Genomic DNA, 15,154 nt, shown 5'->3' with positions numbered 1-15,154 from the left:
GGAGTCACACGAAAAGAAGGTGGCACCGGTCACACGGTGAGCTGTCGCCCGGTGCGGCGAACGGTCTGCCGGGCGCGACGAGTGGCAGCTCAGTGCTCCCCACGCGGGGACGGCTGGCCCGGTCCGCGGGGCTCTGCGGGAACGCCGGTGTCCTCGAACGCCCCGAGTTCCCGGTCCCGGCCCATCCCGAGCCGCTCGGGCACGTGCATGCGGGAGAAGACCCGCCCGACGTCCGCCGGGACGCGAGCGCGGGTGGCGAGGCTGACCACGATCATGGTGGCGAACGCGAGCGGCACACTCACGGCGGCCGGGTAGCCGACGACGGCGGCGACCCAGCCGCCACCGGCCTCGGGATCGATCCGCACCAGCACGACGACCAGGGCCGCGCCCCCGGCCACGACCGCGCCGGTCACCATGCCGGCGGCCGCGCCGACCGCGGTCAGCCCACGCCACCAGATGCCGAGCATCAGCAGCGGGCACAGCGTGGAGGCGGCCACCGCGAACACCAGGCCCACGGCCCGCGACAGGTCCAGCGACGTCACCGCCAGCGACAGGCCGAGGGGCACCAGGCCCGCGAGGACGGCCGCGATCCGGAAGTCGCGCACGCGTCCGCGCAGCACGTCGGTGGACAGCACACCGGCGACGCTGACCAGCAACCCCGAGGACGTGGACAGGAACGCCGCGATCGCCCCCGCGGCGACGAGCGCGGCGAGCAGCTGGCCACCCAGTCCGGAGAGCACCGACCCCGGCAGCAGCAGCACGGCCGCATCGGAGCGGCCCGTGATGAGCAGTTGCGGCACGTACAGGCGTGCGAACACCCCGAGCAGCGTCGGGAACAGATAGAACACGCCGAGCAGGGCGATCACCGCGAGCGACGTCATGCGGGCCGCTCGCCCGTCCGGGTTGGTGTAGAAGCGCACCAGCACGTGCGGCAAGCCCATCGTGCCGAGGAAGGTGGCGAGGATCAGCGAATACACCTGGAACATGGGGTGGGCGCCCCCGATCCCACCGCCGGGAGCGACCCAGTCGTCGTTGGTGGCGGGTGCCCCGGCCACCACCGGCACGGCCGCGCCGGGCTCGAGCACCAGCGCCGTGCCGGCGGCCACCTCGTGCTCACCGGGCGCGAGCAGCACGGTGCCGTCCACGGTCCGTCCGTCGACCCGTCCGGTCGCCGTGACCGCGAGGGGCTCGCCGACCTGGACGACGACATCGGTGGTGACGTCGACGGTGGTGCGCTCGGTGACCGTCGGGGGCGCCGGCCGGCCGACGGCGCGGTCGTCGTCGAAGAAGTGGACGACGAGCACGAGGGCGGGCACCGCGACGGCGGTGAGCTTGAGCCAGTACTGGAACGCCTGGACGAAGGTGATCGAGCGCATGCCGCCGCCGACGACGTTGCCGACGACGATGACGGCGACCGCGACGACGCCGACCCAGTCGGGAACCCCGAGCAGGATGTTCAGCGTCAGTCCCGCGCCTTGGAACTGGGGGACGAGGTAGAGCACGCAGACGACGGCGACGATCACCATCGACAGGGTGCGCAGCCATCGCGCACCGAGCCGGAACTCCGCGAAGTCCGGCACGGTGTAGGCGCCGGACCGGCGCAGCGGGGCGGCGACGAACAGCAGCAGACCCAGGTAGCCCGCGGTGAAGCCCACCGGGTACCACAGGGCGTCGGCGCCGTACTTGGCGATGAGTCCGGCTACGCCGAGAAAGGAGGCAGCGGAAAGGTATTCACCGGAGATCGCGGCGGCGTTCCAGCGGGGTCCGACGCTGCGGGAGGCGATGAGGAAGTCGGAGGTGGTGCGGGCCAGCCGGACTCCGTAGATGCCGATCGCGACGGTGGCGGCGGCGGCGAAGACGAGACCGACGACGGTGGCGACGGGGATCGAACCGGTGTCCATGGGCCGCTCAGTCGTCGACCAGGTCGGTGAAGTCCTGCTCGTTGCGTTCGGCCAGGCGGACGTAGAGCCGGCCGATGCCGAGCAGCAGCGGGTACCCGACGAAGCCGAGCAGCAGCCACGGCAACCGGATGCCGAGCACGGTCACGTCCGTCAGGTGCGGCACGAAGTGGAACAGCACGGGCAGGGCGCACAGCAGGCACACCGCGACGAGCGCGAGCCGCGTGGCGAGGCCGAGCTGGGCGCGGACCAGGCCGCGCACCATCGCCTCCCCGACCTCGGTCTGTTCCTGGACCTCCACGCGGGTGCGCACCATGCGGGCACCGCGGCGCTGGGCGAGCACCACCCGTTCCCGCGGCGGCGGGCCGCCCGAACCACGCGGCGGCGGGCCGCCCGAACCGCTCCCCGAGCTGCGCGACGGTGAGCCGCCGGACGGACTCATCTGCTCGTCCAGGTCTGCATCGGGCCGCGGATCAGGCGGTCCTTGAGTTCGCGGGTGTGACGACGGCTCACCGGCAGTTCGACGGCCGGCTTGCCCTCCTCGGCGCGCAGGCACACCACGAGGCCGGAACCGACGCTGCGGATGCCGGTCACCAGGGGCAACGCCACCAGATAGGAGCGGTGCACCCGCAGGAACCCGGCGTCGGCCCAGCGGCTCTCGAGCGTGGAGATGGGGATGCGCACGAGGTGGGAGCCGGTGCCGGTGTGCAGGCGTGCGTAGTCGCCGTCGGCCTCGACCCACTGCACGGACGACCGCGGCACCAGCGTGGTCACGCCGCCGAGTTCGACGGGGATCACCTCGTCCGAGGCCGCGGCACCCGCGGCAGCGGATTCGGTTTCGCGGGTGCGGCGGCGCTCGGCGATGCGGCGCACCGCCTCGGCGAGCCGCTCCTCGCGCAGGGGTTTGAGGAGGTAGTCGACGGCCCCGAGGTCGAACGCCGCCACCGCCCGGTCGTCGTGCGCGGTCACGAACACGACGGCGGGCGGGTTCGCGAAGTTGCGCAGGATGCCGGCGAGCTCGAGGCCGTCGAGGCCGGGCATGTTGATGTCGAGGAACACCGCGTCGATTCCGCCGTCGCGCAGCAGCCGCAGGGCGGTGGTCGCCTCGCCCGCGGTGTGGACGTGGCCGATCTCCTCGCGCCGCCGCAGCAGGTACGCGAGTTCGTCGAGGGCCGGCGGTTCGTCGTCGACGGCCAGCACGGTGAGGGTGTCGGTGGTCTCGTTCACAGCCGGTCCATCGTGCCATGCCGGACCGTCCGAGCGGAGCGGACCGGGCCACTCGCGCCCAGGGTGACCGGGTAGCGGAAGGGTCGCGTCATGCCCGGATCCCGGGACGGAACTTCGGTACCCGCATGCTGACCTTCGTCCCGGCCCCGGGGGCAGTCTCGACGACGAGGCCGTAGTCGTTGCCGAACGCCGCGCGCAGGCGGTCGTCGACGTTGGCGAGTCCCACGTGCGCCGCCTCCTTGGCGCTGGTGCGACCTTGTCCCTCGGCGACGGCGTCGAGGTCGCCTGAGCGCAGGAGTTCGGGGTCCATTCCGACGCCGTCGTCCTCGACGCTGATGACGCAGTCGGTGCCCTCGTCCGCGGCGACGATGCTGATGGTGCCGGTGCGGGTGCTCTTGCCGGCGATGCCGTGCCGCACCGCGTTCTCGACGAGGGGTTGCAGGGCGAGGAACGGCAGCACCACGTTGAGGACCTCCGGCGCGACCTGCAGCCGCACCTCGAGGGCATTGCCGAAGCGGGCCCGTTCGAGCGTGAGGTAGCGGTCGATGTTGCGCAGTTCGTCGGCGAGCAGGGTGTACTCCCCGGCTGCCCGGAAGGAGTACCGGGTGAAGTCGGCGAATTCGAGGAGCAGTTCGCGGGCGCGTTCGGGGTCGGTGCGCACGAAGGACGCGACGGTGCCGAGGGCGTTGTAGATGAAGTGCGGGCTGATCTGCGCGCGCAGGGCCCGTACCTCGGCGCGGTCGAGACGGGCGCGGGAGGCGTCGAGTTCGGCGAGTTCGATCTGGCTGCAGGCGTAGCGGGCGACTTCGGTCAGCACGCCGAGCAGGGCCGGTCCGGGTTCGGTGGTTGTGACGACGCCGAGCGCGCCGACGACGCCGACACCGTCGATGACGAGCGGCTGCACGATCACGGCCCGTGCCGCCTGATCGTCGGCGCCGCGCACGAGGTCGCCGTGACCGACGAGGACGCGCCGATCCTCGGCGACGGCGCGGTGGGCGGCGGCGAGCAACTGCTCGGACAGCCCCTCGAAGGGACCGCTCCACGCCAGGCAGGTGCCGTCCGCGTCGACGAGCGCGACGGAGGGTGTGCCGGTGAGGGAGCGCAGGTGCGGGGCGGCCTCCTGCGCGGACGTCGCGTCGAGGCCCCGCCGCAGCGGCCGGGCGGCGAGCGATGCGGTGTGCAGGGTGGCGTGCACGGCGCGTTCGGCGGGGGTGGTCAGGCCGCGCCGGGTGCGCAGCCACAGGGCGGCGACGCCGGCGAGGACGAGCACCGCGACGGCGAGGAGGGCGACGACCGTGCCGTTCACCGCGTCACCGGTTCCGGCCGATGCTCGCACCCGGCCGGCGGCGGAGGCGACGGGTGGACGCATGCACGGTCGAGCGGGTCGGTCATGGCTCCACGCTACGAGTTGCCGATTCGCGGCGCGGGCAGAGCACCGAAGGCGGCGCGGCGCCGAATCGGCCGTGGGAGACTCCCGGGGGTGACCGCTCGACGTGGGCCCCGCCCGTTCGACTACTCGCTCGACTACGCGAATCTCGACCTGCGTCGGCAGCCGCACCTCTACCGTGTCGGCCGCGGGGAGCAGGGCGTGCTGAAGGTCGAGCCGTACAAGTCGGAGTTGCTGCCGCACTGGCGGTTCGCGACGGTCGAGCAGGCCCGGACGAGTGCCGGCACGATCCTGACGATGTTCTTCTCGTATCTCGACGAGGGGGATTTCGTGGGCGCGGACATGGCCCGCAAGTTCCTCCAGATGGGGTACACGCGGGCACGCCGGTACGCCGCTCGTCCGGGTGGTCGCAAGTACGACGGGCCCGTCCCGCAGGACCGCCGGGGTCGCAGCGGCGCGCACGGCCGCGCGGAGCTCCCCCGGGGTCCCGAGGACGCGGAGAAGGCTGCGGCCGCAGCGGTGTTCAAGCAGGCGTGGGACCGGGCCGCGGCGGAGCCCCGGTACGTGGAACAGCGGCGGCGGCACCGGGAGCTGTACGGCTGATGGTCCACCCGTCCGGGCCGAACGGTCAGCGACGCCGACGGTTGATCCGTTCCTCCGCGGCCGCCTCCTCGATGTCGAGTCCCTCCAGCACCGTGCGCAAGGTCTCGTCGTCGAGGTCGCCGTCGTCGCGCGCAGCGATCAGAGCCTGCCGCTGGGCGCGCAGCACCGAGCGGCGGAACGTTTCGAACAGCGCCGCCGCGTGCAGCACGGACGGATCGCGCTCCCCCGCGTCCTCCGCCTGTTGCGCCTCGGCGCGGGACTGCATCGACCGGTTCACCCGGTCGAGGATGCGCTGCAGGTCGTCGGCGTCCACGCCGTCCGGTGGATTCGCCGCGAGTTCGGTGAGGTGCTGTCGTGCCGCCGCGGCCGAGATGGTGCGCGCGAGTTCAGTCTGTTGCTCGGTGTAGAGCCGCTCGTACGGGTCGGCGACGTTCAGCGCGCGGATGAGCGCCGGCATCGTGGCGCCCTGGACGAGCAGGGTGCCCACGGCTACGACGAAGGCGATCACCTGGACGATCTCGCGTCCGGGAAACGGCTCACCGGAGGCGAGGACGAACGGGATGCCGCCGGCAGCGGCGAGGGTCACGACCCCGCGCATCCCGGCCCAGGAGATGACCAGGTACTCGCGTCCGCTGAACTGATCCCGGCCCAGCCGGTCCAGCCCGATGCTCCGCGTGAGACGTCGTCGCGCCCAGTGCAGCAGCACCCACAGGGGGCGCACGGCGATCACCACGCCGAGGATCGCGAAGCCGTAGAGGAAGGCGACGTGGACGTCGAGGCCGTTGTCGCGGACCTCGTCGATGACGAACTTCAGCTGCAGACCCATGTAGGCGAAGACGAACATCTCGAGCAGAATGTCGAGGCTCTCCCACACGGCCCGCTCCTGGATCCGCGTGGCCACCGACGCGTCGGTGGCGCGGTGCCCCATGTACAGCCCGGCCGCGACGACGGCGAGCACACCGGAGGCCCCGATCTCCTCGGCGGCGAGGTAGGCGGTGAACGGAAGGACCAGTCCGAGCACGGTTTCCAGCGGAGAATCGTACATTCGGCCCCGAATCAGGTGCACAACCGTGGCAAGCAGCAGGCCGATCGCCACGCCGCCGATCACCTCGTACCCGAAGAACGCCAGCGGGGAATCCGTCGCGAACACCCGGGTGCCGGCGACCGCCGACACCGCGACGGCGAACAGTGTCAGTGCGGTCGCGTCGTTGACCAGGCCCTCACCGGTGAGCACCGCGATCACCCGCTTGGGCAGGCCGAGCTTCCGCCCTACGGCGACGGCACTGACCGCGTCGGTCGGCGCCACCACCGCACCGAGCACCAGCGCCGCCCCGAGGGTCAACTCCGGGACCAGCCAGGACGCGGAGAGCGCGACGGCGAACGCCGTCGCGAGAACCGTGAAGATGCCGAGCCGCAGGATCGGGGTGAGGTGCCTGCGGAACGTCGCGACGGAGAAGCGCAGTGCCGCGGAGTAGAGCAGAGGGGGCAGCACCACCCCGAGGATGACGTGCGGGTGGAGCTCGAGCCGCGGCATTCCGGGAATGAAGGACGCGAGCGAGCCGATGGTCACGAGGACGAGTGGGGCCTGCAGGTTGCTCCGGTTGGCGAGACCGGTGACGGCGATGGCGGCGATGACGACGAGCAGAATCCAGGTCCCGTTCACCCGTCGATTGTGACGTGGGTGGGGGTTCGACGGCGTCGGACGAGCCGGTGGCCGGGCGTAGGCGTCGTCCACGTGTGTGCGTCAGGAGTGCGCGTCAGGGGTGCGACGGGGCCTCTCGGCCGGACGGTCGCGCGGACGGCGACTCGAGTGCGTCCGGTTCGACGACGAGCACCGGCACCCGGGCGTGCTCGACGAGGTGCGCGGAGACGCTGCCCAGCAGTCGCCGCGACATGCCGCGGCCGCGTCGGCCGACGACGATCACGTCCGCCTTGCCGTCGGCGGCGTACCAGCACAGCGTCTCCCCCGGTGGCCCGGCCAGCACTTCGTGGCGGACCTCGACGCCGGTGACGTCCGCGGTTGCCGCCGCGAGCCGGCCGGACACCTCGTCCGTCGCCTCGGCGCAGTCCTCGTCCGCCGTGTCGAACGAGACCACCTGCGCCAGGCTCAGCGTGCCGAGCCGGGAACCGAAGATCGCCCGGGCCTCCCGCAGCGCCTGCTCCGCGTGGGGCGATCCGTCGAACCCGATCAGCACCCGCAGGCCGTCCGGCTCCGAGAGGACCGGCGCTGTCGGAGACTCGGGACGGGCGGAGCGTGGCTGCCGCTCGACGCGTTCGTAGGCGATCGGCACGAACAGCGGCCCCAGAGCAACCGCGATCAGGGTCCATCTCGGGTCGTGCCCGCGCCTGGCCATCCACAGACCGGTCGCCAGGCCGATCAGCACCCACACGATCAGGAAGACGACGAGAATTACCGGCCGCATCGTCCCATGGTCACACATTCCAGCCGGGAGTCCGACCTTGCGGACGAATCGGGCGATATACACACGTGCCCGCCGCGATCGCGATCCGGCAGCCATGAGGACCGGATTCGCCGTCGTGCCGACCATCCGCTGCGATCCACCTGGTCAGCACTCGGTCAGCGCGGTCTATTCGGGGCGCAGCGCCTTCCGGGCCGCGTCCTGCACCTTGTCGACCTGGCCGGCGTACTTGCCGTCGGTCTTGCGGTCCGCGAGGTCCCCGGCCTTCTCGATCGCGTCGTCGATCTTGTCGGGGTTCTGTGCCGCGAACTCCTTGCCCTTGTCGACGATCCCCTTGACCGAATCCATGAAGCCCACGTCGCATCCCTTTCGTCCGAATGAGCGAGCGGGCCCAGCCTGCCACACAGCAAGGCCGCGACCGGACGTGGGCCGTGTCCGCCGAGTCGCTATCGGACGCCGGGTCCAGGATCCGGGCCGGGCCCGTGATGTTCGGTGCCGAGGGTCTTCTTCACCGCGTCCTGCGCCTTGCCGACATGCCGGGAGTACTTGCGCGGTCCCTTGGTCCGGGCGACATCGCCGGCCTTGTCGATGGCGCGATTCACCGTGCCCGGGTTCTTCCGGGCATAGTCCTTGCCCTTGTCGACCAACCCCTTGACCGAATCCATGAATCGCATCGCAGGCTCACCCCTTCTCCGTGTGCATTCGTGGGTCGTCACCAGCGTGCCACCGGCCGAGGCGGTCGTGCCACCAGCCGAGGCGGCCGTGCCACCGGCCGAGCGGGAGACCCCCGGCCGGGATCTCCCGCCGAGCACGTGCGCACCTACGGCGTGCGCGGGCCCGGTTGCGCCTGCGGACCGGGATCCGACTCCGGCCCGGGTTGTCCGCCGGGGGCCGGCGTCGTTCCGGGGACGGGATTGTCCGCGGTACCGAGGTGCTTCTTCGCGGCGTCCTGAACCTTGTCCACGTGCTGGGCGTACTTGCCGCCCGTCCGGGCATCGGCGGCGTCGCCTGCCTTGTCGACGAACCGGTCGGCCTTGTCCGGGTTCTTCTCCGCGTAGGCCTTGCCCTTGTCGACGAGACCCTTGATGGAATCCTTCAGGCCCATCGGCCTGCTCCTTCCGCTCGGGGGATCGATGCCTCAGCGTGCCACCGCAGGCCCGATCCCAAACCTGCCGCGGCCGGGGCAGTGATCTCGTCCCCGGCCGCGGCCGGGCAGTGATCTCGTCCCCGGTCAGTGCTCGCCCGGCAACAGGTCTTCACTGGCGGCGAACAACCGACGGTGCTCACCGTGGATCCGCCCGGTCACCCACCATGAGACCTCCACGAGGACCACGCCGATCGCCCCGCACGTGAACGCCGTGACCATGGCGCCGACGTTGGAGATGTCGAGCGCGAAGAACTCGCGGACGGCCGGGAACGCGAACAGGACGACGTAGCCGAGCACCGAGCCGCCCAGCAGCACCAGTTTCCACCACACGTACGGCCGCGCCACCACGGCGAGCACCCACAACGCGATCATGATCAGGGTGATCAGCGCCGCGGTGCCGGCCTGCATCTTCTGCGCCTCGGTCTGCTCGGGCCCCGCGTACACCAGCAGGTAGCAGACGAAGGTGCTGATCCCGATGATCACACCCGACGGGATCGCCAGGCGCATCACGCGCGAGACGAATCCGGAACGGGCCCGTTCGTTGTTGGGAGCGAGCGACAGGATGAACGCGGGGACTCCGATGGTGAACCAGGCCGCGATCGTCACGTGCCGCGGCAGGAACGGATACGGCAGCGGCTCGTAGTCGAACACCTGGGACAACGCACCCGACAGTCCGACGAGGAAGGCCAGCAGCACGGAGTACACGGTCTTGGTGAGGAACAGGTTCGAGACCCGCTCGATGTTGCCGATCACCCGGCGGCCCTCGGCGACGACGTAGGGCAGGGTCGCGAACTTGTTGTCCAGCAACACGATCTGCGCGACCGCGCGGGTGGCCGGGCTCCCGGAGCCCATCGCGACCCCGATGTCGGCGTCCTTGAGCGCCAGCACGTCGTTGACCCCGTCGCCGGTCATGGCGACGGTGTGCCCGCGCGATTGCAGCGCACCGACCATCGCGCGTTTCTGGTCCGGCCGCACGCGACCGAACGTGGTGGCCGAGTCGAGGGTGTCGGCGAGCCGGTCGCGGTCCTCCGGCAGGGCGCGGGCATCGACGGGATGCTCGGCGTGCGGCAGGCCGAGCGACGTCGCGACAGCGCCGACCGAGACGGCGTTGTCGCCGGAGATGACCTTGACGTCGACGTGCTGGCTCGCGAAGTACTCGAGGGTGGGCTTGGCGTCGGGCCGCACCCGCTGTTCGAGCACGACGAGGGCCTGCGCGGTGACGGCGCCGGGGGCCTGCGGGTCGTCGACGGCCCGGTCGCATCGGCCCAGCAGCAGCACCCGCAGTCCCTGTGCGCCGAGTTCCTCCGCGCGCCGGGCCGTCGCCGAGGCCGGATCGAGAAGCACGTCGGGGGCGCCGAGCACCCAGTTGCCGTGAGTGCCGTAGGACTGGCCGCTCCACTTCTTCGCCGACGAGAACGGGGCGACGGCGGTGGCCTCTCCCCAGCCGGGGTCGTCGGGCAGGGCCTCGCGTACGGCGAGGACGCTGGCGTTGGGACGCGGATCGTCGGCCGCCATCGCCGCGAGGGCGGCACGGACGGCGGCCTCGTCGCTGCCGTCGACGCACACGAGGTCGGCCAGGCGCATGCCGTTCTCGGTGAGCGTGCCGGTCTTGTCGGCGCACACCACGTCGACGCGGGCGAGTCCCTCGATGGCCGGCAGTTCCTGCACGAGGCACTGCCGGTGACCGAGACGGATCACGCCCACGGCGAACGCGATCGACGTCATCAGTACCAGCCCCTCGGGGACCATCGGCACGAGCGCGGCGACCATGCCGCTGAGCGCGGGACCGAGGGGCTGGCCGCTCGAGAACAGCTGGTTGTAGATGATGAGCAGGCCCGCCGGAATCATCAGGTAGGTGATGAATTTCAGGATCTTGTCGATCCCGGCGCGCAGTTCCGAGTGCACGAGCGTGAACTTGCTGGCCTCCTCGGCGAGCCGGGCCGCGTACGCATCGCGGCCGACCTTCGTGGCGCGATAGGAGCCGCTGCCCGCCGCGACGAAACTGCCGGAGAGGACCCGCGCGCCGAGTTCCTTGTGCACGGGGTCGGCCTCGCCGGTGAGCAGCGATTCGTCGAGTTCAAGTCCCTCGGTCTCGACGACGACGCCGTCGACCACCGCCTGGTCGCCGGGTCCGAGTTCGATGATGTCGTCGAGCACCACGTCGTGCGGCGGCAGCTCGGCCACCACCCCGTCGCGGCGGACGAGCGGCTTGGCCTGGCTGACGATCGCGAGCCGGTCGAGGGTCCACTTGGCGCGGATCTCCTGCACGATGCCGATGGCGCTGTTGAGGATGATCAGCAGGCCGAACATGCCGTCGATGATCGATCCGGTGGCCAGGACGATGGCCAGCAGGACGCCGAGGATCGCGTTGATGCGGGTGAAGACGTTGGCGCGGACGATCTCTCCGACCGACCGCGACGCCCGGTCCGGCACGTCGTTGGTGGCGCCCCGGGCCACCCGTTCGGCGACCTGCTCGGTGGTCAGGCCCAGCGCGACGTGCCGCGCGTCGGTCGGGGGCACAGCTGCCTGGTCGGCGACCGCGGTGGGCTCCTCTGCTGCCATGGGAAACAGGCTAAGCCACCCGTTGCGATCCACCCCCACACCGTGACGCGGCTCGCGACCCGGCTCAGCGGTCCGGGCGGACGAACTCGGGCTGGTCGAGCACCCGCAGCCAGCTGCCGTCGGGCTGGCGGCGGGCCACCTGGGCCCGGGCGCCGGCGCCGTCCTTCGGCGGTGTGGCGGTCAGCGCGAGGTCACCACTGACGAGGGTCGGCAGCGACGGCTCGGGCTCGAATCGGGGCGCGTGCTCGAGCACCTGCTCCCACAGGCGGCGGATGGCCTCGCGTCCCACCGTGCGACTACCCGGCGGGTAGGCCATCACGGCGTCCTCCTCGTACAGGGCGGCGACGCCCGCCGCGTCGCCGGCGTTGGAGCGCTCGACGAACAGGCGGGTGAGATCCTCGGGCTGCCAGGCCTTCTCTGCATCGGACACGGCGATCCTCTCTACGGACGGGTGGGACTCCTCCAGCCTCCGACTCCTGCAATGAGAAGTCCAACAGATTGTTCTGATCGAAACTAGAATCCGAGCTTATGGAACTGCGGCAGCTCGCGTACTTCGTCGCGGTGGCCGAGGAGGCGAACTTCACCCGGGCCGCCCACCGCGTCCACATCAGCCAGTCCGGGATCAGCGCCCAGATCCGCCAGCTCGAGCACGACCTCGGCGCCGCCCTGTTCGACCGCTCCACCCGCGCCGCCACCCTGACCGCGGCCGGGCAGGCGGCGCTGCCGCACGCCCGGGCGGCGTTGGCCTCCGCCGCGGCCGCCCGGCAGGCTGTCGAGGAGGTGACGACCCTGATCCGGGGACGGCTGGTGGTCGGCATGGTCACCGCCTGCACCGTCACCGGGCTGTTCGACGCGCTCGCCGCGTTCCACCGCGCGCACCCGGGGGTCGAGATCACCCTCGTCGAGGATGCCTCCGACCGGCTCGTCGAGCGGGTACGTGCCGCCACCGTGGACCTCGCCCTCGTCGGCACCGCCGCCGCCCCGCCCCCGGGCCTCGAGGCGCTCACCCTCGTCAGCGAACCGATCGTCGCCGCCGTGCCGCCCGGTCACCCCCTGACCGGACGCGCACCTCTCACCCTCGCGGACGTGTGCGCCCATCCCGTCGTGTCCATGCCCCCGGGCACCGGGATCCGGACCGTGTTCGACCGGGCGTGCGCCGCCGCCGGCCTGCGCCCCGACATCGCCCTGCAGGCCAGTTCCCCGGACACCGTCGCCGACCTGGCCGCCCGTGGACTGGGCGTGGCGATCCTCAGCCGCTCGATGGCCGCGCACGTCGAGGGCCGGTTGTGCGGGCTCGCCGTGGACGACGCCACCGCGCCCGCGGTGCTGTCGCTGATCTGGTCCGATACCGGCGCGCCGGCACTGCGCGAACTCGTCCGGCACAGTCGCCGCGCCTTCGCGCTCGCAGGGACCTTGGGCACTTCCCCGGCGCCCGGTCACGGCCGAGAATGAGGGGCGCGGCCGGCCGGCCGGAGTCGAATCCACGACGGACAGGGGGCGGAAGTGAATCTCGAGGACCTGATGGCCAAGGCGCGCGACACGGTGACCGTCAAGCGCGTGTACTCGGAACCGATCGAGAAGGACGGCCTGACCGTCATCACCGCGGCCGTGGTCTCCGGCGGTGCCGGCGGCGGCGGAGGCTACTCACCCGACGGGGAGAACGGCGAAGGCGGCGGCTTCGGGGTGGGTGCTCGCCCGGTGGGCGCGTACGTCATCAGCGGCGGCAAGCTGTCGTGGCAGCCGGCCGTGGATGTCAATCGGCTGGTGCGCACCGTCGCGAGTGTGGCGATCGCCTTCTTCGTCACGCGGGCACTCGTCGAACGCAGGCGGGCCGCCGCGGCGAGCTGACGTCGCTCACAGCGTCGCGAGGACGAACGAGAGCACGAATCCCGCGGCGGTGCTCAGCGCCACCGTGGGACCGCCCTTCTCGTAGGCCTCCGGCATCAGGGTGTCGGCCAGCGAGGCCAGCACCGCGCCCGCCGCGAACGCCAACGGCAGGGAGATCGTCTCGGGCGGGGTCACCGCGAGCGGCCCGGCCCCGACGACGACGGCGACGGTCAGCAGTGCGGCGCACGCCACCCACATCCCGACGATGTACCTCCGGGACCGGCCCTGGGCGCGCATGGAGGCGCTGCCGACGAGCGACTCCGGGAAGTTGGACACGAAGATCGCGACCAGCAGAGCGAGACCGCCGGTGCCCTCCCCCAGGGACACGCCCAGCGCCACGTTCTCGGGCACCCCGTCGAGGGTGACCGCCGCCAGCAGCGCCAGACCGGCCGCCCCGCTGACCGAGGACGACGACGGCGCGGTTCCCTCGGCGGCGGCATCGACGTCGAGTTTCTCACTGCCGTGGTCCTTTTCGCGCCGCCCCTCGGCCACCCGGTCCAACCACGCGCTGAGCGCGGTGAACACGATCGCGCCGACCGCGAGGCCGATCGCCGCGCGCCAGATGCCGCCCTTCTCGTACGAATCCTCGAACAACTCGAACGACAGGGCGGTGATGAGCGCGCCGGCGGCGAACGCCAGCATCGCCGCGAGAACGCGTTTGGGGATCTCTACCCAGCCGCCCACCAACGCCCCGAGCACCAGTGCGCTCGACGCGACGATCCCGAAGATCAACGATTCGACGATGACCGGCCTCCCTCCGACTCGCCCCGACGGACGGCCGGATACCCCGTGTGGCAGGCCGGAAACCCTACCGGCGCACCGAAGTCAGCCGAGCGGAACCCACCACGGAACCTGCGAGCCCGGCCGCAGCACGTCGATCCGCTGCCCCGGCATCGGTACGGCCGTGGGTACCCCTTCCGCGCGCGCGGCCGGCAGGAGCCGCGCGATCGGCTCGGACCATGCGTGAAACGCCAGATTGAAGGTGCCCCAGTGTACGGGGACGAGCAGGCTGGGATGGTCACCGCCGCCGAGGTCGGTGTGGGTGCGCACCGCCTCCTCCGGGTTCATGTGCACGTCGGGCCAGCGCGGGTCGTACGCGCCTACCGGCAGCAGCGTCAGGTCGAAGGGCCCGTAGCGGTCCCCCAGGTCGGCGAACCGGGGTGTGTAGCCGCTGTCGCCGCCGAAGAACACCCGTCGCGTCGGCCCGGCGATCACCCACGAGGACCACAACGTGATGTTGCGGATCAGGCCGCGGCCGGAGAAGTGCCGCGCCTCGGTGCAGGTGACGGTGAGCGCACCCACCTCGGTGTGCTGGTCCCAGTCCAGCTCGACGATCCGGTCGGCGGGGATCCGCCACCGGCGCAGGTGCGCGCCCACACCGAGCGGGACCAGGAACCGGGCCTCGGGCTGCGTGGCCGCCAGCGCCTCGACGGTCTCGCGGTCGAGGTGGTCGTAGTGGTCGTGGGAGATCACGACGGCGTCGATCGGCGGCAGTTCCGTGAGTTCGACCGGCGACGGGTGCAGCCGGGCCGGGCCCACGGCGGCCGACGGCGAGACCCGCTCGCTCCACACCGGGTCGGCGAGGATCCGGTGGCCGTCGATCTCGAGGAGGGCGCTCGAGTGTCCGTACCAGGTCACCGCAAGCTCCGCGGCCTGCACCGGCGCGAGCGGCGGCGCGAGCGGCACCGCGTCGCGCGGCACACCCGAGGACCGGCGGGTGAGCATGTCCTTGACAAGGCTGCCGCCGGCCTCGGGCAGCACGGTGCTGCTCGGCTCCGAGTTGTGGAAGCGCCCGTTCCGATACCGGGGTGAGCCGGCGGCGTACGGACGGATGTCCGCCGGGGTCGCGCCGATCGAGCCCGGGACGCCGCGGGCGGCCCGCGCCACCCACAGCAAGCCGGCACCGGCAAGGGCGGACGAGGCGGTCTGCTTGACGCTCACCCCACCACTGTAGGGGCGCGGGCGCGCACGGCTGCACGAGCGCGGGCGCGCACGGCTGCACGAGCGCGGGCGCGCTCAGCTG

Annotated in this window: 16 protein-coding genes; 3 read left to right on the top strand and 13 right to left on the bottom strand. The window is 71.8% G+C overall.

Translation table 11 applies throughout. The features are described from left to right. Positions 1 to 89: 89 nt before the first annotated feature. The 4 genes from QNA09_RS04200 to QNA09_RS04185 all read right to left on the bottom strand — a co-directional run bounded on the left by QNA09_RS04200 (position 90) and on the right by QNA09_RS04185 (position 4,431). Positions 90 to 1,901 (bottom strand): cation acetate symporter, encoded by a 1,812-nt coding sequence (locus QNA09_RS04200; RefSeq protein WP_010593094.1) that lies wholly within the window; start codon positions 1,899 to 1,901, stop codon positions 90 to 92. A 7-nt stretch (positions 1,902 to 1,908) separates the two neighbouring features. After that, on the bottom strand, positions 1,909 to 2,214 hold the full coding sequence (locus QNA09_RS04195) for a hypothetical protein (RefSeq protein WP_225222349.1): 306 nt from the start codon (positions 2,212 to 2,214) through the stop codon (positions 1,909 to 1,911). A gap of 122 nt (positions 2,215 to 2,336) precedes the next feature. Continuing rightward, positions 2,337 to 3,125 carry a LytTR family DNA-binding domain-containing protein gene (locus QNA09_RS04190; RefSeq protein ID WP_017679397.1) on the bottom strand — a complete coding sequence of 263 codons (789 nt, stop codon included), beginning with the start codon at positions 3,123 to 3,125 and terminating at the stop codon, positions 2,337 to 2,339. An 88-nt stretch (positions 3,126 to 3,213) separates the two neighbouring features. Beyond that, entirely contained in the window at positions 3,214 to 4,431 is a 1,218-nt protein-coding gene (locus tag QNA09_RS04185) for a sensor histidine kinase (protein ID WP_026137457.1), read from the bottom strand. Between the two features lie 174 nt (positions 4,432 to 4,605). On the opposite strand from QNA09_RS04185, the gene QNA09_RS04180 reads away from it, so the two are divergent. Beyond that, on the top strand, positions 4,606 to 5,115 hold the full coding sequence (locus QNA09_RS04180) for a DUF4385 domain-containing protein (RefSeq protein WP_010593098.1): 510 nt from the start codon (positions 4,606 to 4,608) through the stop codon (positions 5,113 to 5,115). Between the two features lie 25 nt (positions 5,116 to 5,140). Here QNA09_RS04180 and QNA09_RS04175 read toward each other — a convergent pair whose 3' ends face one another. The 7 genes from QNA09_RS04175 to QNA09_RS04145 form a co-directional block, all read right to left on the bottom strand. Further along, positions 5,141 to 6,778 carry a Na+/H+ antiporter gene (locus tag QNA09_RS04175; RefSeq protein ID WP_010593099.1) on the bottom strand — a complete coding sequence of 546 codons (1,638 nt, stop codon included), beginning with the start codon at positions 6,776 to 6,778 and terminating at the stop codon, positions 5,141 to 5,143. A gap of 94 nt (positions 6,779 to 6,872) precedes the next feature. Then, positions 6,873 to 7,538 (bottom strand): universal stress protein, encoded by a 666-nt coding sequence (locus QNA09_RS04170; RefSeq protein ID WP_225222247.1) that lies wholly within the window; start codon positions 7,536 to 7,538, stop codon positions 6,873 to 6,875. A 165-nt stretch (positions 7,539 to 7,703) separates the two neighbouring features. After that, the gene (locus QNA09_RS04165) at positions 7,704 to 7,892 is read right to left on the bottom strand and encodes an antitoxin (RefSeq protein ID WP_010593101.1); all 189 of its coding nucleotides are present in this window, start codon (positions 7,890 to 7,892) and stop codon (positions 7,704 to 7,706) included. An 89-nt stretch (positions 7,893 to 7,981) separates the two neighbouring features. After that, positions 7,982 to 8,200 (bottom strand): antitoxin, encoded by a 219-nt coding sequence (locus QNA09_RS04160; protein ID WP_225222245.1) that lies wholly within the window; start codon positions 8,198 to 8,200, stop codon positions 7,982 to 7,984. Positions 8,201 to 8,355: 155 nt separating this feature from the next. After that, positions 8,356 to 8,640: an antitoxin gene (locus QNA09_RS04155; protein WP_010593103.1), complete on the bottom strand. Its 285-nt coding sequence runs from the start codon at positions 8,638 to 8,640 to the stop codon at positions 8,356 to 8,358. Positions 8,641 to 8,766: 126 nt separating this feature from the next. After that, on the bottom strand, positions 8,767 to 11,244 hold the full coding sequence (locus QNA09_RS04150; RefSeq protein ID WP_010593104.1) for an HAD-IC family P-type ATPase: 2,478 nt from the start codon (positions 11,242 to 11,244) through the stop codon (positions 8,767 to 8,769). A 64-nt stretch (positions 11,245 to 11,308) separates the two neighbouring features. Continuing rightward, positions 11,309 to 11,674, bottom strand: coding sequence for a nuclear transport factor 2 family protein (locus QNA09_RS04145; protein WP_010593105.1), 366 nt, complete (start codon positions 11,672 to 11,674; stop codon positions 11,309 to 11,311). Between the two features lie 98 nt (positions 11,675 to 11,772). Between QNA09_RS04145 and QNA09_RS04140 the strand changes: the two genes are divergently transcribed. Further along, positions 11,773 to 12,696 carry a LysR family transcriptional regulator gene (locus QNA09_RS04140; protein WP_010593106.1) on the top strand — a complete coding sequence of 308 codons (924 nt, stop codon included), beginning with the start codon at positions 11,773 to 11,775 and terminating at the stop codon, positions 12,694 to 12,696. Positions 12,697 to 12,747: 51 nt separating this feature from the next. Continuing rightward, entirely contained in the window at positions 12,748 to 13,092 is a 345-nt protein-coding gene (locus QNA09_RS04135; protein WP_010593107.1) for a sporulation protein, read from the top strand. Positions 13,093 to 13,098: 6 nt separating this feature from the next. On the opposite strand, the gene QNA09_RS04130 is transcribed toward QNA09_RS04135, so the two are convergent. Then, entirely contained in the window at positions 13,099 to 13,863 is a 765-nt protein-coding gene (locus QNA09_RS04130) for a ZIP family metal transporter (protein ID WP_017679394.1), read from the bottom strand. A gap of 93 nt (positions 13,864 to 13,956) precedes the next feature. Beyond that, positions 13,957 to 15,072: an MBL fold metallo-hydrolase gene (locus QNA09_RS04125; RefSeq protein WP_010593110.1), complete on the bottom strand. Its 1,116-nt coding sequence runs from the start codon at positions 15,070 to 15,072 to the stop codon at positions 13,957 to 13,959. Positions 15,073 to 15,154: the final 82 nt, after the last annotated feature.

Source organism: Rhodococcus sp. AH-ZY2 (assembly GCF_030916465.1).
GTDB classification, from domain to species: domain Bacteria; phylum Actinomycetota; class Actinomycetes; order Mycobacteriales; family Mycobacteriaceae; genus Rhodococcus; species Rhodococcus ruber.
The sequence above is the reverse complement of the archived record's forward strand: the minus strand, read 5'-3'. Positions and strand labels throughout refer to the sequence as shown.